We start from the raw sequence: 18,593 nt of genomic DNA, 5'->3' as shown, positions 1-18,593 counted from the left end.
TCCGCGAACGACCACCCCGCCCGCCACAACGTCTCGATCCGGACCCGTTCCTCCCGGGTCAACCGCGCACCAGCCATGATCCACACTTCCCCTGATCACCTGGTTGCAACCACCGGTTGAGCCCGCCCTCTTCAACAGCGACCATCTCGCCTTGATCGGCGTGAGAGTGGCGGTTCGGTCCTATCTGCTGGGGAGGCAGCCGCCTGGTGGCGCCGCGCGCCCGGTCGGGCAGGCCCCGGCCTGCCCGCGAAGCCCCGGAGACTGCGCGGCGCCACCAGGAGGCCGGGCCGGAAGAACCCCTACTCGTGCACCGGCACCACCACGACCGGCCGGTGCTGACGCTGGATCACCGCGTGCGAGATGGACGGGTCCATCAGCCGTCCGAGTGCGCGGCGCAGGCCCTCGCCGCGCGTGCCGAGGACGATGAGCAGGGCGTCGTGCTCGGCCGCTGCGGCGCAGAGGGCTTTCGCCGGTTCGCCGTGGCGCGCTTCGTAGGTCCACGGTACGGGGGCGCCGGTGAGGAGGCGTTCGACGTGGCGCTGCTCCTCGGCGACGGCCTCGGCGCCGCGTCGCTCCCAGTCGGGGGCGTCGACGTTGAGCGGGTAGTCGTCGAGGTCGACGACGTGCACGACGTGCAGCCGAGCGTGGAGCCTGCAGGCGAGGTCGACGGCGGTGCGAAGGGCCTGGTCGCTGGACGGGTCGCGGCCGTGGCCGACGACGAGGGTGGGGCTGTTCACGGGCGCCTCCCGGGGTCTGCAGGGCAGTGTCCCCGATCACAGGCCGGTGGTCACGTGGTGCGCAGCAGCAGGAGGGAGCGGGGCGGGAGCGTGATCGTCGCGCCGCCGGGGAGCGGGCGGCTCGTGGCCGGGAGGCCGTCGGGCCGGGTGCTGTCCAGCTCGGGGGTGTACGGGCCACCCGGGGGGAGCGTGGCGGCCACCGCGTCCGTGCCGGCGTGCAGGAGCAGCAGCCACTCGCCGCGCAGGAGCCCGAGGGTGTGGAGGCCGGCGTCGTGCCAGTCGGCCCCGCTGAGCCTGCGGCCCGCCGGGTGCCACCAGAGCACCTCGCCGTCGAGGTAGAACCGGTCTCGGTGCAGGGCGGGGGAGCTGCGGCGGATCGCCGCCACCCGGGCCGTGTACGCCGCGAGCGCGCCGTCGCGGCGCGACCAGTCCACCCACGAGGTCTCGTCGTCGAGGCAGTAGGCGTTGTTGTTGCCCCGCTGGGTGCGCCACAGCTCGTCGCCGCCCAGCAGCATGGGCGTGCCGGTGGACAGCAGCAGGGTGCCCAGCATCGCCCGGGCCGTGGCGAGCCGGCGGGCGGCCCGCACCGGGGAGCGCGTCTCGCCCTCCTCGCCGAAGTTCTGCGAGCGGTTGTCGTCGGTGCCGTCGCGGTTGTCCTCGCCGTTGGCCTCGTTGTGCTTGCGCTCGTAGGTGACGAGGTCGCGCAGGGTGAACCCGTCGTGCGCCGTCACGAAGTTGATCGAGGCCCATGGCCTGCGCCCGGAGATCCGGTACAGGTCGGAGCTGCCCGCCAGGCGGGACGCCACCTCGCCGATGCTGCCGTGGCCGCGCCAGAAGTCGCGCACGGCGTCGCGGTAGCGCCCGTTCCACTCCGACCAGGCCACGCCGAACCCGCCCACCCGGTAGCCCTCGCCGGTGGCGTCCCACGGCTCGGCGATCAGCTTGACGGTCGAGAGCACCGGGTCGACGGCGATCGCCGTGAGCAGCGGCGCGTGCGGGTCGAACGGGCCGGAGCGGGGCCTGCCGAGCACGCTGGCGAGGTCGATGCGGAAGCCGTCGACGCCCATCGACGTGACCCAGTACCGCATCGCGTCGCACACGAGCCGGATGACGGTGGGGGAGCCGGCATCGAGGGTGTTGCCGGTGCCGGTGATGTCGGCGTCGTGGCCGTCGCCGCGCAGCGAGTAGTAGGCGGGGGCGTCCAGCCCGCGGTAGGACAGGGTCGTGCCCGCGACGCCGCCCTCCGCGGTGTGGTTCGGGACGATGTCGAGGATCACCTCGATGCCCGCGGCGTGCAGCGCCGCCACCATCGTGCGGAACTCCTCCACTTCCGCGCCCGGGGCACTGGCGTAGCCGGCGTGCGGGGCGAGGAACCCCAGCGTCGCGTAGCCCCAGTAGTTCGTGCGGCCGCGCTCCAGCAGCGGCGGCTCGTCGGCGATCGCGGCCACGGGGAGCAGCTCGACGGCCGTGACCCCGAGCCTGCGGAGGTGCTCGATCACGGCGGGGTGGGCGAGCCCCAGGTAGGTGCCGCGGTGCTCGGCCGGCACGTCGGGATGCAGCCGTGTGTAGCCCTTCACGTGCAGCTCGGCGATCACGGTCTCCGACCACGGCACGTCCGGGCGCGGGCCGGGCGCAGGCGCGTCGGGGCCGGTGACCACGGAGAGCGGCACGTGGCCGAGCGAGTCGACGGTGCTCGGCGGGCCGGTCATCGGGTCGTCGGCCCAGCCGCGCGCGGCGTGCAGATCGGTGACCCGGCCGGTGATCCGCCGGGCGTACGGGTCGACGAGGATCTTCGCCGGGTTGGCGCGCACCCCGTCGGCCGGCCGGTACGGACCGTGGACGCGGTAGCCGTAGCGCTGGCCCGGCCCCACCCCTTCGACGTACCCGTGCCACACCCCGAAGGTGCGCTCCGTGAGCGCCACCCGCTTCTCCGACAGGGCGCCCTCCATCCCGTCGACGAGGCAGACGTCGACGGCATCCGCGCTGGTGGAGGCGACTGCGAAGCGCACCCCACCTTCGTCGGCATGGGCACCCAATGGGAAGACCGGCACGATCGGCGAGGATATGCCCCGTGGCTGCGCCCGGATCAAGCTCTGAGCCCCTGCCCACTGCGGTGGACCTCGAGGACACCGTCGTCCGGATGTCCGGGGTCACCGTCCGCCGCGGGACGACGACCCTGCTGCGCGACGTCGACTGGACGGTCGAGCTCGACGAACGATGGGTCGTGCTCGGCCCGAACGGCGCGGGGAAGACCACCCTGCTGCGCCTCGCCGCGGCCGAGCTGCACCCCACGGCGGGCACCGTGCACGTCCTGGGCGAGCGGCTCGGCGCCGTCGACGTGTTCGAGCTGCGTACCCGGATCGGCCTCACGTCCGCGGCGCTGGGCCTGCGGGTGCCGAACGACGAGGTCGTGCGCGACGTCGTCGTGAGCGCCGGGTGGGGCGTGCTGGGGCGCTGGCGGGAGCGCTACGACGCCATGGACACCGGGCGCGCCGACGACCTGCTCGCCGGACTGGGTGTGGGGGCGCTGGCCGGGCGGGAGTACGGCACGCTCTCCGAGGGGGAGCGCAAGCGCGCCCTGATCGCCCGCGCGCTCATGACCGACCCGGAGCTGCTCCTGTTCGACGAGCCCGCCGCGGGCCTCGACCTGGGGGCGCGCGAGGACCTGGTCGGCCGCCTCGCGGCGCTGGCCGCCGACCCGGACGCCCCGGCGTCGGTGCTGGTCACCCACCACGTCGAGGAGATCCCGCAGGGCTACAGCCACGCGCTGCTGCTGCGCGAGGGCGCGGTGGTGGCCGCGGGCCTCATGGACGACGTGCTCACCGACGACAACCTGAGCGCGACGTTCGGCCTGCCCCTGTCGGTGCAGAAGCGGCGGGGTCGCTACACGGCCTGGTTGCGGTAGCCGGACATTTCCCTGTTCCGCAACGTCGCTGCACGCCCTATGTTTGTCTGACAGACAGACAACCAGGCGAACTGCTGGCCCTGCGGGGGGTGGCGGGCAGACGCCCATCCGGAAGGCAGCACGCAACGATGCCCACGCAGAGCACTCCGGCTCAGGCGGAATCCACGCGGCGAGTGGCCCTCGCCAGCATGATCGGCACGTCGATCGAGTGGTACGACTTCTTCATCTTCGGCACGGCGTCGGCGCTGGTGTTCGGGGAGCTGTTCTTCCCCAACTTCTCGGAGCTCGCCGGCACCCTGGCCGCCTTCGCCTCGTTCGCGGTCGGGTTCGTCGCCCGGCCGGTGGGCGGGCTGCTGTTCGGCCACATCGGCGACCGCGTGGGGCGCAAGACCACGCTGGTGGTGACCCTCACGATGATGGGGGTGGCCACCTTCCTGATGGGCCTGATGCCGACGTTCGCGACGATCGGGATCTGGGCGCCCATCCTCATGGTGCTGCTCCGGTTCGTGCAGGGCATGGCGGTCGGCGGCGAGTGGGGCGGCGCGGTGCTGATGGCCGTCGAGCACTCGGACAAGAAGCGCCGCGGCTTCTTCGGCAGCTTCGCGCAGGTCGGCAGTGCCGTCGGCGGGTTGCTGGCCACGGGCATGTTCCTGGTGATGCAGCAGCTGCCCGAGGGCGAGTTCCTGGCCTGGGGCTGGCGGGTGCCGTTCCTGATCAGCATCGTGCTGGTGGGCGTCGGGCTGTTCATCCGGCTGCGCATCACCGAGTCGCCCGAGTTCACGCGGGTGCAGAAGACTCAGCGCGTGGTGAAGGTGCCGGTGGTCGAGCTGCTGCGCCGCGACGCCCGCAACGTGCTGCTCGCCGCGGGCCTGTACCTGGCCCACGGGGTGCTGTTCTACGCCATGACCGTGTACACGATCGCCTACACCACCAAGGCCTACGGCCTGGAGCAGAACCTCTACCTCGTGGGCGTCACGGCCGCGGGCGCGGTGCAGCTGGTCACGATCCCGCTCATGGGCATCCTGTCCGACCGCCTGGGACGGCGCCGGGTGGTCGTGTTCGGCACGCTCTTCATCGCGGCGTTCGCGATCCCGCTGAACTTCCTGATCACCTCGCAGGTCGCGGTGCTGGCGTGGGTCGCCGTGGTGGTCTCCATCTGCATCGGCCACAACGCGGTGTACTCGCCGACGGCCGCCCTGTACTCGGAGATGTTCCCCGCGCACGTCCGCTACAGCGGCGCCTCCATCGGCTACCAGTTCGGTGGCGCGATCGCGGGGTTCGTCCCGCTCATCGCGACGTCGCTGGTGGGCGCCGCGGGCGGCGCCTACTGGCCGATCCCGATGATGATCGCGATCGCCGCGCTGATCGGCTTCGTGTGCATCCTGCTGGTGCGCCCGGCCACCGAGGCCGACCCGGCCGCGGCTCCGGCCGTGCCGCGCGAGGAGGTGGCCCCGCCCGCCCAGGCCTGACGCGCGTCAAAGCCCCGGTACTTACTCCTAAATTGGGGGCATGAGCGCGCGGGTCAGGACGTTCGTGCTGGTGCCAGGTGCGGGCGGGCAGGCGTGGTACTGGCACCGCCTCGTGCCCGAGCTGCTGGCGCGCGGCCACGAGGCCGTCGCGGTCGACCTCCCGGCTGCCGATGACGGGGCAGGGTTCGCCGAGTACGCCGACGCGGTGGTCGCGGCGATCGGCGACCGGCGCGCCGGACTCGTGCTCGTCGGGCAGTCGATGGGCGGCTTCACCGTGCCGCTGGTGGTACAGCGGGTGCCTGTCGAGGCGATCGTGCTGCTCAACGCGATGGTCCCGGCGCCGGGCGAGACCGGGGGCGAGTGGTGGGCGGCCACCGGGCAGGCCGAGGCGCGCGCGGTGTGCGCTGCGCGCGAGGGACGCGCCGCGGACACCTTCGACCCGCTCGTCGACTTCCTCCACGACGTCCCGCCGGACGTGGTCGCCGAGGCGATGTCGGTCGAGCTGGTGCAGTCCGACACGCCTTTCGCGGCGCCGTGGCCACTGCCCGCCTGGCCGGACGTGCCCACCCGGTTCCTCCAGGGCCGCGACGACCGGTTCTTCCCGCTGGAGTTCCAGCGCAGGGTGGTGGCACAACGGCTCCCCGGCGTCGAGGTGGAGGAGCTCCCGGGCGGCCACCTGCTCGCGCTCAGCCGTCCCGTCGAACTGGCGGAGGCCCTACTGTCCCGGGTGTGACCGAATTCGTGACGCTCGACGTGGACGGTGGCATCGGCACGATCCGGCTGGACCGGCCGCCGATGAACGCGTTCAACCGGCAGGTGCAGGAGGAGCTGAAGGCCTGCGCGGAGGAGGCGGCCCGGCGCGCGGACGTGCGGGCCGTGATCGTGTACGGCGGGGAGAAGGTGTTCGCGGCCGGCGCGGACATCAAGGAGATGGCCGGGCTCTCCTACGCCGACATGGCGCCCGTGGCGCGGCGGCTCTCCGCCTGCTTCGGGGCGCTCTCGGAGGTGCCCAAGCCCACGGTCGCGGCGATCACGGGATACGCGCTCGGCGGCGGCATGGAGGTGGCGCTGGGCTGCGACCGCCGCGTGTGCGGCGAGAACGCCAAGCTCGGGCAGCCCGAGATCCTGCTCGGGATCATCCCGGGGGGTGGGGGCACCCAGCGGATGTCCCGGCTCATCGGCCCGTCCCGCGCGAAGGACCTGATCTACACCGGGCGGATGGTCACGGCGCAGGAGGCGCTGGAGATCGGGCTGGTCGACGAGGTCGTGCCCGCGGACGAGGTCTACACGGCCGCCCGCCGCTGGGCCGGGCAGTTCGCGAACGGCCCGGCCGTCGCACTCGCGGCGGCCAAGAAGGCCATCGACGGTGGGCTCGACACCGACCTGCGCACGGGCCTCGACCTCGAGGCGGAGCTGTTCGCCGCCCTGTTCGCCACCGACGACCGCAAGATCGGCATGGACTCCTTCGTGGAGAACGGCCCGGGCAAGGCGGAGTTCACGGGCCGCTGAGGCCTCCTCGACTCCCGTCCCCGTCCCGTCCCCAGGTTCAGGAACGCCACGTTCCTGAACCTGGGGGACAGGAACGTGGCGTTCCTGAACCCCGGCGGGGCCCCGCTCAGGACGGCAGCAGCCCGGGCGCGAGCGAGGCGATGCCCGCCACCCCGAACGCGAGCACCAGCACGCAGGCGACGGCGGCGAACACGAACAGCACGCGGATGCGCTGCCCGGCCCGTCCCCAGGTCATGGCGATCACGGCGACCGGCACGACGAGCGCGGCGCACCCGACCAGCAGCATGAGCAGCGCGACGATGCCCGCGCCGCCCACCGGTGAACTGGCGGCCACCAGCACCGCGCCGAGCGCGATCGACACCACCACGACGACCCCGTGCCCCGCCGTCGGCCTCAGCGGCTCGTGCCCCCCGCCCCAGGCTCCGGCGGGAGGCGTCACGCGTCGCTCGTTCATCGGCGCGGATCTTAGTGCCCGCTAGGGTCGCTCTCCATGAGCACGTCGGATCCGGCCCCGAACCCGCACGCCACGGCCGAGCAGGTGGCCGCGGCGCGGCACGACCGGAAGCTCGCCAACGTGCTCTACCACGACTGGGAGGCCGGCACCTACGACGAGAAGTGGTCGATCTCCTACGACGAGCGCTGCACCAGCTACGCCGCCGACCGCTTCCGCTACGCCGCGGGCGAGCTGGGCTGGCCCTACGAACGTGCGCTGGAGCTGGGCAGCGGCACCGGGTTCTTCCTGCTCAACCTGATGCAGGCAGGTGTGGCCACGCGGGGCTCGGTCACCGACCTCTCGCCGGGCATGGTGCAGACCGCGCTGCGCAACGCCGAGCGCCTCGGCCTCGACGTCGACGGCCGGGTGGCCGACGCCGAGCGCATCCCGTACGACGACGCCACCTTCGACCTGGTCGTCGGGCACGCGGTGCTGCACCACATCCCGGATGTGGAGCTGGCGCTGCGCGAGGTGCTGCGGGTGCTGCGGCCCGGCGGGCGGTTCGTGTTCGCGGGGGAACCCACGCGGATCGGCGACCGGTACGCCCGGCGGCTCGGCGCCCTCACCTGGAAGGCCGTCACCACGATCACCAGGCTGCCCGCGCTGCGGGAGTGGCGGCGCCCGCAGGAGGAGCTCGACGAGTCCTCCCGGGCGGCGGCGCTGGAGGCGGTGGTGGACATCCACGTGTTCGACCCGGCCGCGCTGGAGGCCACGGCGCGCCGTGCGGGTGCCCGGGACGCGCGGGTCGTCACCGAGGAGCTCACCGCGGCGATGTTCGGCTGGCCGGTCCGCACCTTCGAGGCGGCGGTGCCGCCGGGGAAGCTCGGGTGGGGGTGGGCGATGTTCGCGTACCGGTCGTGGCAGCGCCTGTCGTGGCTGGACGCCAACGTGCTCGCGCGGGCGGTGCCGCGCTCGTGGTTCTACAACGCCCTGCTCACCGGGACGAAGCCCGCCTAGGACCACGGCATGACCATCCCCGGCGCCGACGTCGAGCACCCGCTCGAGCCGCTGTGGCGCGGCCTGATGGTGTACCGGGCCCTCACGCTCGTCAGTGCCGCGGCCGGGGTGCTGCTCTCGCTCGACGAGTACGCGTCGCGCGCCGGTGCCGTCGCCGTCGTCGTGGTGATGGTGGCGTGGACCGCGGGCGCCGGGTACGTCTACCTGCGCCGCCCGGCCGCCGCCGACGCGCGGCGCGGTCGGCTGGCAGTGCTCGACGTCGTCGTGACGTTCGCGGTCATGGCCACCACCCCGCTCGTGCAGACGCCGGAGCAGCTCGCGGCCGATGCGCCCGTCATGGGTTCGATCTGGACGTCCGGAGCGGTGCTGGCCTGCGCGGTCGCGTTCGGCGTTCCGGGTGGAGTCGCCTCCGCCGCGGTGATCTCCGCCGCGCTCGTCGGGTTCCAGGCGCGCCTGGAGACCGAGCTGCCGGACATCCAGCTGCTCGCCCTCGCCGGGCTGACCATCGGGTTCGCCTCCACGGTGCTGCGCCGCTCCGCGGAGCGCGTGCGCCGCGCCGTCGCGTCCGAGGCGGCCATGGCCGAGCGGGAGCGGCTGGCGCGCGCGGTGCACGACGGGGTGCTGCAGGTCCTCGGGTACGTGCGGCGCCGCGGCGCCGAGCTCGGCGGCTCGGCGGGCGAGCTGGGCACGCTGGCCGGGGAGCAGGAGGTGGCGCTGCGCACGCTGCTCACCAGCGGGCCGGCCGCCGTCGACGCGCACGGGCACCGCGACCTCGCGGCCGCCCTGCGCACGCTCGCGTCGTCGCGGGTGACGGTGTCGACCCCGGCCCACCCCGTCGAGCTGCCCTCCCCGGTGGTGGACGAGCTGGTGGCGGTGGTGGGCGCCGCGCTCGCCAACGTGGCGCTGCACGTCGGGCCGGACGCGCCGGCCTGGGTGCTGCTCGACGACGTCGGCGCCGGCGTGGAGATCAGCATCAGGGACGAGGGGCCGGGCATCCCCGAGGGCAGGCTCGCCGCCGCGGAGGCCGAGGGTCGGCTCGGGGTCGCGCGGTCCATGCGCGGCCGGGTGCGCGACCTCGGTGGCACGATCACCTGCGACACCGGGCCGGGTGGCACCGAGTGGACCATCGAGCTGGCACGGGAGGACCGCGCGTGACGGATGCGATCACGGTGATGGTGGTCGACGACCACCCGATCTGGCGCGAGGGCGTGGCCCGCGACCTCACCGAGCGCGGCCTCGACGTGGTGGCCACCGCCCCGGACGCGGCCGCCGCCGTGCGGATCGCGCGCGCCGTGCGCCCGCGCGTCGTGCTGATGGACCTCAACCTCGGCGAGACCTCCGGGGTGCAGGCCATCGAGGGGATCCTCGAGGCGCTGCCGGACACCCGCATCCTCGTGCTCTCGGCGAGCGGCGAGCACACCGACGTCCTGGAGGCGGTGAAGGCGGGGGCCGTCGGCTACCTCGTGAAGTCGGCGAGCGCGGAGGAGCTGCTCGCGGCCGTGCAGCGCACCGCCGACGGCGTCCCGGTGTTCACCCCGGGCCTCGCGGGCCTCGTGCTGGGCGAGTACCGCAGGCTCGCGGGCACCGACCGCTCCGGGCCGCCGGTGCCCGCGCTCACCGACCGCGAGACCGACGTGCTGCGCCTGGTCGCGAAGGGCCTCACGGCCCGCCAGATCGGGGAGCGGCTCGGCGTCTCGCACCGCACGGTCGAGACCCACGTGCAGAGCACGCTGCGCAAACTCCAGCTGCACAACCGCGTGCAGCTCGCCCGCTACGCGATCGAGCAAGGCATCGTCGACGAGTGAGCACCGACGGTCACCCCCTGCGCCGTACGGGTGATCGGGTCGCAACCGGCTCCGCGAGCCCTCCCACTTTGGGAGGATCCGGACATGATCGTGCGGCGGAGGGCGGCGTCGACCGGATGAACGCGCAGCCCTCCGTCGTGCTCGTCGCCACCGCGCGGCCCGTCCCGCACGTCGTGGAGGCGCTCGCACACGGGAGCGTCGCCGTGGCCGGCAGCACCCAACCGCCCGGTGCGCTCGCGCTCGTCGAGGCCCGCCGCCCGCAGGTCGTTGTCGTCGACCTCGACGGCCACGGCTCCGCGCTCGACACCGTCGCGGTGCTCGCCGCGGCGGTGCCGCAGGTGCCCCTGCTCACCCTCACCTCGCTGCCCGACCACGCCGTCGCGTTCGCCGCCGTCCGCGCCGGGGCCACCAGCCACCTCGCCGGCCCGGTGGAGCCCTTCGAGCTCGCCGGCGCGGTCCGGCGCACCGCCGCCGGGGAGGTGGTGTTCAGCCCCGGTCTGGCCGACGTCCTGCTCGAGGAGTTCGGGCGGCCCGCCGTCGAGCGCGAGCGCCACCTCACCGAGCGGGAGTCCGACGTCGTGCGGCTCGTCGTCGAGGGGCTCACCGCGCGCCAGATCGCCACTCGGCTGGTGCTGTCCCCGCGCACGGTCGAGAACCACGTGCAGAACGTGCTCCGCAAGCTGCACCTGCACAGCAGGGCCGCACTGGTCCGCTACGCGATCGAACACGGCCTCGCCTGACCCGTGAGTGGATACGAGTGCTCCAGCACTGGTATCCACTCACGGGGTGGGTCAGTCCAGGTGCTGCAGGCGCTCGAGGATCTCGGCCAGCACCGCGACGGTGTCGGCGTCCAGCGCCACCTGCACCGGCACGCCCGCGCCCTCGGGCAGGCCCACCGTGGCCCCGCGGGCGGGCCCGAGGTCGCAGGCCACCGCCATCGGCGTGGGGGTGGTGGTGAGCGTGCCCGGGCGCACCGCCTCCAGCACCGCCACTGCGTCGTGCACCGCAACCGCGTCCACGCCGTAGCGGGCCCGGAAGGCGGCGCGGTAGTGCGTGATCACGCCGGCGAGCGCCGCTCCCCGCGGCCCGCCCGCCGCGAGCGCCTCGATCCACTCGGGGCCCGCGGCGCAGCGCAGCGTCAGGTCCAGCGGCACCATCGTGACCGGCACGTCGGCCTGGGTGAGCACGCGGTGCGCGGCCTCCGGGTCGCAGTGCGCGTTGAACTCGGCCGCCCCACCGACGCGTGTCTGGTGGATCAACCCCGCAGCGGAGCGAGGGGGAGATCCACCAGTGGTATCAACAGTGTTGCCCGCGCCCAGCGACCCGCCCATCCAGACGATCCGCGCGATGCGTCCCGCCAGCTCGGGGTGCACCGCGAGCAGCAGCGCGATGTTCGTCAGCGGGCCGATCGGCACGAGCGTCACCGGCTGGTCGGCCGCGCGCAGCACCGACGCGAGCAGCTCCACCGCGGGCTGCGGCTGCGGGGCCACCGGCTCGGGGAGCGTGGTGGCGCGCCCGCCGAGCCCGTCCCACCCGTGCACCTCGCCGGCCCGCTCGGCCTGCGGGTGCACGAGCGGGCGCGCGGCACCCGCCGCGAGCGGCACGTCCGCCCGGTCGCAGAACGCGAGGAGACGCCCCGCGTTCGCCGTGGTGGCGTCGAGAGCGACGTTGCCGAACACCGAGGTCACGGCCTTCAGCTCCACCTCGGGGGAGGCGAGCGCGAGCATGATCGCCACCGCGTCGTCCACGCCGGGGTCCGTGTCGATCACGATCGGGGTGGTCACAGCACGGCCTCCAGTTCGGCTGCGGTCGGCAGCGACGGCTGCGCGCCCGCCCTCGTCACGGCCAGGGCGCCGGCGGCGCAGGCCCGGCGCAGCGCCTCGGCGTCGGTGGCGCCCTCCAGCAGTGCCACGGTGAGGGCCGCGGTGAAGCAGTCGCCCGCCGCCGTGCCGTCCACCACGGTGACGGGCGGCGGCGCGGTACGGGCCACCTCCCGCCCGCCGCGCCGCAGCACCGCGCCCTCGGCGCCGTGCGTCACGGCCACGGCACCCGCGGCGTCGAGCCCGTCGATGGCCGCGTACTCGGCGGAGTTCACCACCACGAGGTCGACATCGCGGATCAGCTCCGGGGCCAGCGGGCGCGCGGGTGCGGCGTTGAGCACGACCATGCCCGTGGCGAGCCGCACGGTGTCGGCCACCGCGGCGTCGGGAATCTCGAGCACGGTGAGCACGGCGTCGGCGTCGCGGACGTCGTCCGGGTTGACCGCGAGGGTGTCGTTGGCCCCGGCGATCACCACGATCGTGGTCTCGCCCGCGTCGTCCACGGTGATGAGCGCGTGGCCGGTGGGCTCGCCGGGTTCGCGGCGCAGGCGGTCGAGCCGCACGCCGTCGGCGGCGAGCAGGGCGAGCGCCTCGTCGGCCGCGGCGTCGGCGCCCACGGCGGCCACCATCGTGACGTCGGCGCCGAGCCTGCGGGCGGCCAGCGCCTGGTTGGCGCCCTTGCCGCCGGGCACCCGCCGCAGCCCGCTCGCCGCGAGCGTCTCACCGGGGTCGGGCAGCCGCGGCACCCTCGCCACGAGGTCGAGGTTGACGCTTCCGACGACGGCGATCCGGGGCACGGGCAAACGTTCGTCGATCACCGCCGCCCGCGCAAGGCATAGGGTCGCGGGCATGACGAGCTGGCGGCGGCCGGGGCGCGACCCGCGGCAGGCGCGCTTCCTCACGCTCGCCTCGCTGCGCTGGGTGCTGCGCCATCGCGCCTGGACGCCCTGGTACCTCGTGCGCTACTGGCGGCTCCTGCGCTTCCGCCTCGCCAACCCCCACGTGGTGCTGCGCGGCATGGTCTTCCTCGGCAAGCGGGTGGAGCTGCACGCGCGGCCCGGGCTCGCGCGGCTCGAGATCGGCCGGTGGGTCCACATCGGCGACGGCAACGCGATTCGCTGCCACGAGGGCTCCCTGCGCATCGGCGACAAGGTCGTGCTCGGGCGCGAGAACACGATCAACTGCTACCTCGACGTGGAGATCGGCGCCGCCACGATCGTCGCCGACTGGGTGTACGTCACCGACTTCGACCACCGCACCGAGGACGTGCACGTCCCGATCAAGGACCAGGGCATCGTCAAGACGCCGGTGCGCATCGGGCCGGACTGCTGGCTCGGGGTCAAGTCCACCGTGCTGCGCGGGTCCCGCGTGGGCCGCGGCACGGTGCTGGGCGCCCACGCCGTCGTGCGCGGCGACATCCCGGAGTACGCGATCGCCGTCGGGGCGCCCGCCCGGGTGGTGCGCGACCGGAAGGCCGACTACGAGGCCGCCGCCCAGCGCCGCGCCGACATCGCCGACATCGCCCGCAAGACCGCCGCCGCCGTGCAGGAGAGGCTCGCGCGACACCCGTCGGTGTGAGCCTCGGCATGTCGCAGGCCGTCCGGGAACGAAGAGGGCGCTCGTCCCGTTGGTCACGGTGGAATCACACACCGTTCCGAGAGGAAGCGTTCCGACCATGAAGGACGCCACCGTCCGTCGCCTGCAGGAGCTGGAGGAGGAGTACGCCTTCGCGGTGAACGCGGCGATCGGCGAGAACCGCGATGACCTCGTGGACGAACTCGCCGCCGAGTACCCCGACGCAGCGCTCGCCGTGCTGCGCAGCGACGCCGCCTGAGCGAGTTCTAGGCCCGCCCGAAAGCGTTCCCCGTCGGGATCTTCGGGCGACCGTGCGCGGTTGCGGCACCCCGGGCCGCCCCCGCGTACACCGCGGCCGTCGCGGCTGCGATGCCGCTCCACTCGAAAGCGCTCCCCAGCCGCTTCCGGGCGGCGCGAGCCCGCCGGGCCGCGGCCCGCGGATCGGACAGCACCGTTCCCACGGCCGCGGCCAGGCCCGGCACATCCCCCGGCCGGAACGACAGGCCCGTCTCCCGGTCCAGCACCACCTCGCCGAGGCCGCCAGCCGTCGAGGCCACGAGCGGCGCTCCAGCCGCGGCCGCCTCGAGCGCCACGATCCCGAACGGCTCGTACCGGCTCGGCAGCACCACCGCGTCGGCGGAGCGCAGCAGCGCGGAGAGATCGGCGTCGGGCAGGTGGCCGGTGAACGTCACGCCGCGCCGCACCCGGTGGGCCGCCACCGCCTCAACCAGCTGGTCGTGCGCGGTGCCGGTGCCCGCGATCACCAGCCGCGTGCCCGGGTGCGCGCGCCTGATCCGCGGCAGCGCCGCGATCAGGTCCTGCACGCCCTTCTCGTACTCCAGCCGGCCGAGGTACAGCAGCACCGGCGCCCCGCCGGGCGCGTAGCGCTCGCGCACCGCGCGCACCCGCGCCGTGCTCGCCCGCCAGCGGCGCGGGGCGATCCCGTTGTGCAGCACCACGATCGGTTCCGGGTCCACCTCGAACAGCTCGGCCACCTCCGAGCGCATGGCCGCGGAGCACGTGATCAGCGTGTCGGCGCGCTGCGCGAGCCACCACTCCGCCGAGTGCACCTGCTGCGACAGCGGTGACGACAGCCAGCCCGCATGCCGGCCCGCCTCGGTGGCGTGGATCGTGGCGACGAGCGGCACCTCCAGCACGTCGGCCAGCGCGATCGCCGGGTGCGCCACCAGCCAGTCGTGGGCGTGCACCACGTCCGGGCGCCACGGCGCCAGCCGCGTCAGCGCGGCGCGCAGCATCCCGTGCCCCATCGCGAGCGTCCACGCCACCAGGTCGCGCTCGAACTCCAGGTGCGGCGGGTCCTCCGCCACGCGGAGCACACGCACGCCGTCCAGCACGTCGTCGGTGGTCGGGTGGGTGGTGGCGTCGGTCCCCGCGGGCTGGCGGGAGAGCACGACGACCTCGTGCCCGGCCGCCGCGAGCTCCGTGGCGAGCGCGTGCACGTGCCGTCCGAGGCCGCCGACGACGACGGGCGGGTACTCCCACGAGACCATCAGCACGCGCACGCCGTGGAACCTATCGGTCGGTGGTCGCGGCGTGTGTCGGCGACGCGACACTCAGCTCCCCGAACGCGAGACTCGCCCTCTGAAACGGGAGACTCGCGCCCCCCTTCGGCGAGTCTCCCGCCTGCCCGCGCGAGTCCCCCGCCCGGCCGCGCGAATCTCCCGTTTCGCGGGGCGAGTTGCCCTCAGGGGAGGAGGCCGCGGGCGTCGAGGTGGCCGAAGACGGCGTCGTCGCCGCCCCAGCCCGCCACCCGACGCTCGGCCGCGCGCCTGCGGCCGGCGCCGAGCAGGCCGGCCAGCTCCTCGACGCGCGTGGCGTGCGCATCGGCCCGGTCGCGGGCGTAGCCGGCCGCGGAGTCCTTGCTGACCATGAACGCCCAGTCGCTGGAGAGGGCGAGGAGGGCCTCGGTGGCGAGGGCGTCGCGCAGCGGGTCGCGCGCGAGCCCCGGGGTCACCGCGCCGAGCAGCGCCTTCTGCACCCGCTCCTGCCGCGCCACCAGGTCGGCGACCCGCGGGCCCGCCCACACCCGCCAGTCCTTCCCCGACCCCCACGACGACGGCGGCAGCGCGACCGGGGCGCCGACCAGCCCGGCGTCGACCGCCCCGCGCAGCGTCGTGACCCGCACCCCGGCTTCGGGCAGGGTGCGCAGCACGGCCTCCAGCCAGCGCGGCCCCTCGTGCCACCAGTGGCCGAACAGCTCGGTGTCGAACGCCGCGACGGTGAGCCCGGGCCGTCCGATGCGCCTGCGGATCGCGGTGAGCCGCTCGCGCACCACGCGCACGAAGTCGGCCGCGTCGCGGGCGACGGCGGCCGCGGCGCGGGCCGGGTCATAGGGCCGCTTGGCCTCCGTGGGCACCCGCCGCCCGGTCACCCGCGCCGGCTTCAGGCCGGAGGGGTGGTCGTAGGTGTGGAAGTCGCGGTAGTCGCTCCCGCCCGGGTAGCCCGAGCGCGGCGACCACACGCGGTAGGTCACCTCGAGGTCCCGGCCGAAGGCGAGCACGCCCGAGTCGCCGACGGGCCGGGCCAGCGCGGTGTCCCCACGCAGCGCCGGGCCGTCCACCAGGAACCTCCGCACGCCGGCCGCCGCGTACCCGTGCTCCATCCCGGGCGCGTAGCCGCATTCGGGCGCCCAGATCCCGGCCGGACGGCTGCCGAGCCGCACGGTGGCGTCCACGAGCCCGGTCTCCAGCGCGAACGCGCGCACCGCGGGCTGCAGCAGCGGCCCGAACGGGTGGGTCGCAGGGCCGGCCAGCAGCTCCAGTGCGCCGGCGTCGGAGAGCGTGCGCAGCAGCGGGGACGCGCCGTGGCGCCAGTCGCGGGCGAACACCTCCAGGGCGGCAGTGGCGGCGCGGTGCTCCCGCGCGGCGAGGTCGGGTATGCGGGCGGCGGCGCCGTGGGCGCGCAGCAGCCAGTCGCCGAGCCAGCCGTGCACGCCGCGCAGGCAGTGCGGGTCGTCGAGCTGCGCGGCCAGCACCGGCGTGACACCGAGCGTCAGCAGCTCGCGCCTGCCCTCGGCGGCGAGCCGGTTCACGAGGTCGAGGACCGGGAGGTAGGCGTGCGCCCACGACTGGTAGAGCCACTCCTCGCCCATGGGCCAGCGCCCGTGGTGCGCGAGCCACGGCAGGTGGCTGTGCAGCACCAGGCAGAAGGTCCCGACGGGCTCGGTCACGCGGGCAACGCTACGGACGGGGGCCTGCGGGCCGTCACCACGAGGTCCAGGCAGGTGTCGATCTGGGCTCCGTGCAGCACGAAGTCGGCCACCCCCACCGACTCGACGTCCGCGAGCAAGGCGGCGGGCCACGTCCCGCCCGCGAGCGCGACGGCCACCTGCGCGTGGACGATCGAGCCGCCGTGGCGGGCGTCGAGCTCGCGCAGCCGGGGCCCGTGGTGCAGGCCGCGGACCTCGACGTCGGCGAACCCGGCTCCGCGGACGAGCCCGGCGAGCTCGGCGGCCGACAGCTCGCGGGTGTGGAACGGGTTGAGCGGGGTGTCGCGGCCCGGGGAGAACGTGAGCCGGTTGGGGGTGGAGAGCAGCAGGTGCCCGCCGGGGCGCAGCACCCGGTGGCACTCACGCAGGAACCGCTCCTGGTCCCACAGGTGCTCGATCACCTGCAGCGACACCACGGCGTCGCAACCGCCGTCGCGCACCGGCAGGGCCACCAGGTTCGCCCGTGCCACGGCGGGGCCGGGGTAGCGCCGGGCGGCGTGCGTGGCCGCCGCGGCGTCGAGCTCCAGCGCCAGTACCGCCGCGGCGACCTCGGCAAGCAGAGCGGCGCCGTAGCCCTCACCGCTGCCTGCCTCGAGCACCACCGCCCCCGGGCACCGGTCGCGCAGTGCGGCGTAGACGGCCTCGTGGCGGCGGAACCAGTAATTCTCCTCGGGGATGCCCGGCACGGTGCGCTCACCCGTGAGGGGCAGGGCCTGTTCGGGGGTCACGCCGGACGCGGGGCGTACATGATCACTGCCACCCCGACCAGGCAGATCCCGGCGCCCATGAGGTCGTAGCGGTCGGGCCGGAACCCGTCGAGCACCACACCCCACAGCAGCGAGCCGGCCACGAAGACCCCGCCGTAGGCGGCGAGGATCCGCCCGAAGTGGGGGTCGGGTTGCAGCGTGGCGACGAACCCGTACGCGCCGAGCGCGAGCACCCCGGCGCCGATCCAGAGCAGCCCGCGGTGCTCGCGTACGCCCTGCCAGATCAGCCACGCGCCGCCGATCTCGGCGAGCGCGGCGAGGACGAACAGTGCTGCGGAGCGCGCGACGGTCACGCGGGACAACCTATTTCTCAGCCGACGGCAGGCGGGCGGGGCGCGCCCCGCACCGACAGCACGCCGCCCACGTCGTGCATGAGCCAGGCGAGGATCGTGCTGTCGTCGAGCGTGAGGGGCACCCGCGGACCCTGCCAGGACAGCAGCGCGGTGGGCCGGTTGAGCAGGGCGTCGCGCAGCATCGCGGCGAGCTCGGGGGTGCACCTCACCGTGATGCCCTCGTAGGTGACCTCCTCACCGACCGGGGTCGCCGCCGCAGCGTCCGCGCCGGTGCGCAGGACGTAGCCGCAACCCTGGCGGTCGTCGTAGCCCGTGACGATCATCGGTGCCACCCGGAGTGGGTGCGGGGCGGTCGGGCAGGAGGGGCGTCGGGCACGACGCCCACAGTGCCACCGCTGCGGGGGCGGCCCGATGGGTGCATGTGCGGCTCCGCGGGTGGGGTTGCCGGACAGTACTCGGGTGGAGGCGACCCCGTGTGGTCAACGCCTCATGTTCGCCCGTCTCGGCGTCCCGACCCGCGGCCGGACGGCTCAGCGTCAGCGGTGGCGCAGCCGGGACAGGAAGCCGCGGGCCCGTTCGCGGTTGCGCGGATCGGCCGCCATACGCCTACCCTGCTCGGTGAGACGCCGGCCCTGCGGGCTGGTGAGGAAGGTGCGGATTCGTCGCAGAAGTGCCATCTGCCGGAGTTACCCGCCGTCCCGGTGTTCACACCGTGCAGGTGAGGAGTCTCACCGGCGAGGCGTTTGCCGCACAGCTACTCGCCGGTAACAATTGCCCGAAACCGGGCGTCCCGCGCGCCCGACCCGCCAGGTGGTGGCAGGGTTGGCGCAGGTTCGGCGCGGGACGCCGAGCGTCCGACAGGCCAATCGCGGCAGGTCCGCACCGGCAGGAGGTCGAAGAGGTCCGATGAACATCGTCGTGCTGGTCAAGCAGGTGCCCGACACGTACTCGGAACGGAAACTGCGTTCTGATGGCACGTTGGACCGGGACGCCACCGACGCGGTGCTGGACGAGATCAACGAGCGTGCGGTCGA

Annotated in this window: 20 protein-coding genes and 1 pseudogene; 11 read left to right on the top strand and 10 right to left on the bottom strand. The window is 74.4% G+C overall.

What is annotated here, in order from left to right; translation table 11 throughout:
* Window positions 1–299: 299 nt before the first annotated feature.
* Both ACFPL3_RS41330 and glgX read right to left on the bottom strand, forming a co-directional pair.
* Window positions 300–737, bottom strand: a complete 438-nt coding sequence (locus tag ACFPL3_RS41330; protein ID WP_343941224.1) for a universal stress protein — start codon at window positions 735–737, stop codon at window positions 300–302.
* 50 nt (window positions 738–787) lie between these two features.
* On the bottom strand, window positions 788–2,788 hold the full coding sequence (glgX, locus tag ACFPL3_RS41325; RefSeq protein ID WP_343941223.1) for a glycogen debranching protein GlgX: 2,001 nt from the start codon (window positions 2,786–2,788) through the stop codon (window positions 788–790).
* 89 nt (window positions 2,789–2,877) lie between these two features.
* Between glgX and ACFPL3_RS41320 the strand changes: the two genes are divergently transcribed.
* From ACFPL3_RS41320 to ACFPL3_RS41305, 4 genes are all read left to right on the top strand, one after another.
* Window positions 2,878–3,642 (top strand): ABC transporter ATP-binding protein, encoded by a 765-nt coding sequence (locus ACFPL3_RS41320; RefSeq protein WP_343941222.1) that lies wholly within the window; start codon window positions 2,878–2,880, stop codon window positions 3,640–3,642.
* Between the two features lie 188 nt (window positions 3,643–3,830).
* Complete coding sequence (locus ACFPL3_RS41315) at window positions 3,831–5,111, top strand: MFS transporter (RefSeq protein WP_343941221.1); 1,281 nt, start codon at window positions 3,831–3,833, stop codon at window positions 5,109–5,111.
* 40 nt (window positions 5,112–5,151) lie between these two features.
* Complete coding sequence (locus ACFPL3_RS41310; protein ID WP_343941220.1) at window positions 5,152–5,844, top strand: alpha/beta fold hydrolase; 693 nt, start codon at window positions 5,152–5,154, stop codon at window positions 5,842–5,844.
* Entirely contained in the window at window positions 5,841–6,620 is a 780-nt protein-coding gene (locus tag ACFPL3_RS41305; RefSeq protein ID WP_343941219.1) for an enoyl-CoA hydratase/isomerase family protein, read from the top strand. Before ACFPL3_RS41310 ends, ACFPL3_RS41305 begins: the two co-directional genes overlap by 4 nt.
* A 106-nt stretch (window positions 6,621–6,726) precedes the next feature.
* Here ACFPL3_RS41305 and ACFPL3_RS41300 read toward each other — a convergent pair whose 3' ends face one another.
* Window positions 6,727–7,074: a hypothetical protein gene (locus ACFPL3_RS41300; protein ID WP_343941218.1), complete on the bottom strand. Its 348-nt coding sequence runs from the start codon at window positions 7,072–7,074 to the stop codon at window positions 6,727–6,729.
* 36 nt (window positions 7,075–7,110) lie between these two features.
* Here ACFPL3_RS41300 and ACFPL3_RS41295 point away from each other — a divergent pair, with 36 nt between their 5' ends.
* From ACFPL3_RS41295 to ACFPL3_RS41280, 4 genes are all read left to right on the top strand, one after another.
* Window positions 7,111–8,070, top strand: a complete 960-nt coding sequence (locus tag ACFPL3_RS41295; protein ID WP_343941217.1) for a class I SAM-dependent methyltransferase — start codon at window positions 7,111–7,113, stop codon at window positions 8,068–8,070.
* A 9-nt stretch (window positions 8,071–8,079) separates the two neighbouring features.
* Window positions 8,080–9,225 (top strand): MacS family sensor histidine kinase, encoded by a 1,146-nt coding sequence (gene macS / locus ACFPL3_RS41290; protein ID WP_343941216.1) that lies wholly within the window; start codon window positions 8,080–8,082, stop codon window positions 9,223–9,225.
* Between the two features lie 17 nt (window positions 9,226–9,242).
* Window positions 9,243–9,875 carry a response regulator gene (locus tag ACFPL3_RS41285; RefSeq protein WP_379590938.1) on the top strand — a complete coding sequence of 211 codons (633 nt, stop codon included), beginning with the start codon at window positions 9,243–9,245 and terminating at the stop codon, window positions 9,873–9,875.
* Window positions 9,876–9,991: 116 nt separating this feature from the next.
* Window positions 9,992–10,615 (top strand): response regulator transcription factor, encoded by a 624-nt coding sequence (locus ACFPL3_RS41280; protein WP_343941214.1) that lies wholly within the window; start codon window positions 9,992–9,994, stop codon window positions 10,613–10,615.
* 51 nt (window positions 10,616–10,666) lie between these two features.
* Here ACFPL3_RS41280 and ACFPL3_RS41275 read toward each other — a convergent pair whose 3' ends face one another.
* Together ACFPL3_RS41275 and ACFPL3_RS41270 are read right to left on the bottom strand one after the other, a co-directional pair.
* The gene (locus ACFPL3_RS41275; RefSeq protein WP_343941213.1) at window positions 10,667–11,659 is read right to left on the bottom strand and encodes a nucleoside hydrolase; all 993 of its coding nucleotides are present in this window, start codon (window positions 11,657–11,659) and stop codon (window positions 10,667–10,669) included.
* On the bottom strand, window positions 11,656–12,492 hold the full coding sequence (locus ACFPL3_RS41270) for a ribokinase (RefSeq protein WP_343941212.1): 837 nt from the start codon (window positions 12,490–12,492) through the stop codon (window positions 11,656–11,658). The genes ACFPL3_RS41275 and ACFPL3_RS41270 overlap by 4 nt, the downstream gene beginning before the upstream one ends.
* A 52-nt stretch (window positions 12,493–12,544) precedes the next feature.
* On the opposite strand from ACFPL3_RS41270, the gene ACFPL3_RS41265 reads away from it, so the two are divergent.
* Window positions 12,545–13,273 (top strand): acyltransferase, encoded by a 729-nt coding sequence (locus ACFPL3_RS41265; protein WP_343941211.1) that lies wholly within the window; start codon window positions 12,545–12,547, stop codon window positions 13,271–13,273.
* A gap of 97 nt (window positions 13,274–13,370) precedes the next feature.
* Window positions 13,371–13,529 (top strand): hypothetical protein, encoded by a 159-nt coding sequence (locus ACFPL3_RS41260; RefSeq protein WP_343941210.1) that lies wholly within the window; start codon window positions 13,371–13,373, stop codon window positions 13,527–13,529.
* Window positions 13,530–13,536: 7 nt separating this feature from the next.
* Here the strand turns inward: ACFPL3_RS41260 and ACFPL3_RS41255 are convergent, their stop codons facing one another.
* From ACFPL3_RS41255 to ACFPL3_RS41235, 5 genes are all read right to left on the bottom strand, one after another.
* Window positions 13,537–14,793 (bottom strand): glycosyltransferase family 4 protein, encoded by a 1,257-nt coding sequence (locus ACFPL3_RS41255; protein ID WP_343941209.1) that lies wholly within the window; start codon window positions 14,791–14,793, stop codon window positions 13,537–13,539.
* A 182-nt stretch (window positions 14,794–14,975) separates the two neighbouring features.
* On the bottom strand, window positions 14,976–16,460 hold the full coding sequence (locus tag ACFPL3_RS41250; RefSeq protein WP_343941208.1) for a glycoside hydrolase family 57 protein: 1,485 nt from the start codon (window positions 16,458–16,460) through the stop codon (window positions 14,976–14,978).
* The gene (locus tag ACFPL3_RS41245; RefSeq protein ID WP_343941207.1) at window positions 16,457–17,227 is read right to left on the bottom strand and encodes a methyltransferase domain-containing protein; all 771 of its coding nucleotides are present in this window, start codon (window positions 17,225–17,227) and stop codon (window positions 16,457–16,459) included. The genes ACFPL3_RS41250 and ACFPL3_RS41245 overlap by 4 nt, the downstream gene beginning before the upstream one ends.
* Entirely contained in the window at window positions 17,224–17,559 is a 336-nt protein-coding gene (locus ACFPL3_RS41240; RefSeq protein WP_343941206.1) for a YnfA family protein, read from the bottom strand. Before ACFPL3_RS41240 ends, ACFPL3_RS41245 begins: the two co-directional genes overlap by 4 nt.
* Window positions 17,560–17,576: 17 nt before the next feature.
* Window positions 17,577–17,882 (bottom strand): hypothetical protein, encoded by a 306-nt coding sequence (locus ACFPL3_RS41235; RefSeq protein ID WP_343941205.1) that lies wholly within the window; start codon window positions 17,880–17,882, stop codon window positions 17,577–17,579.
* Window positions 17,883–18,465: 583 nt separating this feature from the next.
* Between ACFPL3_RS41235 and ACFPL3_RS41230 the strand changes: the two are divergent.
* A pseudogene (locus ACFPL3_RS41230) lies at window positions 18,466–18,593 on the top strand (electron transfer flavoprotein subunit beta); the annotation flags it as partial.

Origin of the sequence: Pseudonocardia zijingensis, assembly GCF_042657305.1 — a bacterium.
Taxonomy (GTDB): Bacteria; Actinomycetota; Actinomycetes; order Mycobacteriales; family Pseudonocardiaceae; genus Pseudonocardia; species Pseudonocardia zijingensis.
Note: the sequence above shows the minus strand (reverse complement) of the source record. Positions and strands in the feature narration are given on the sequence as shown.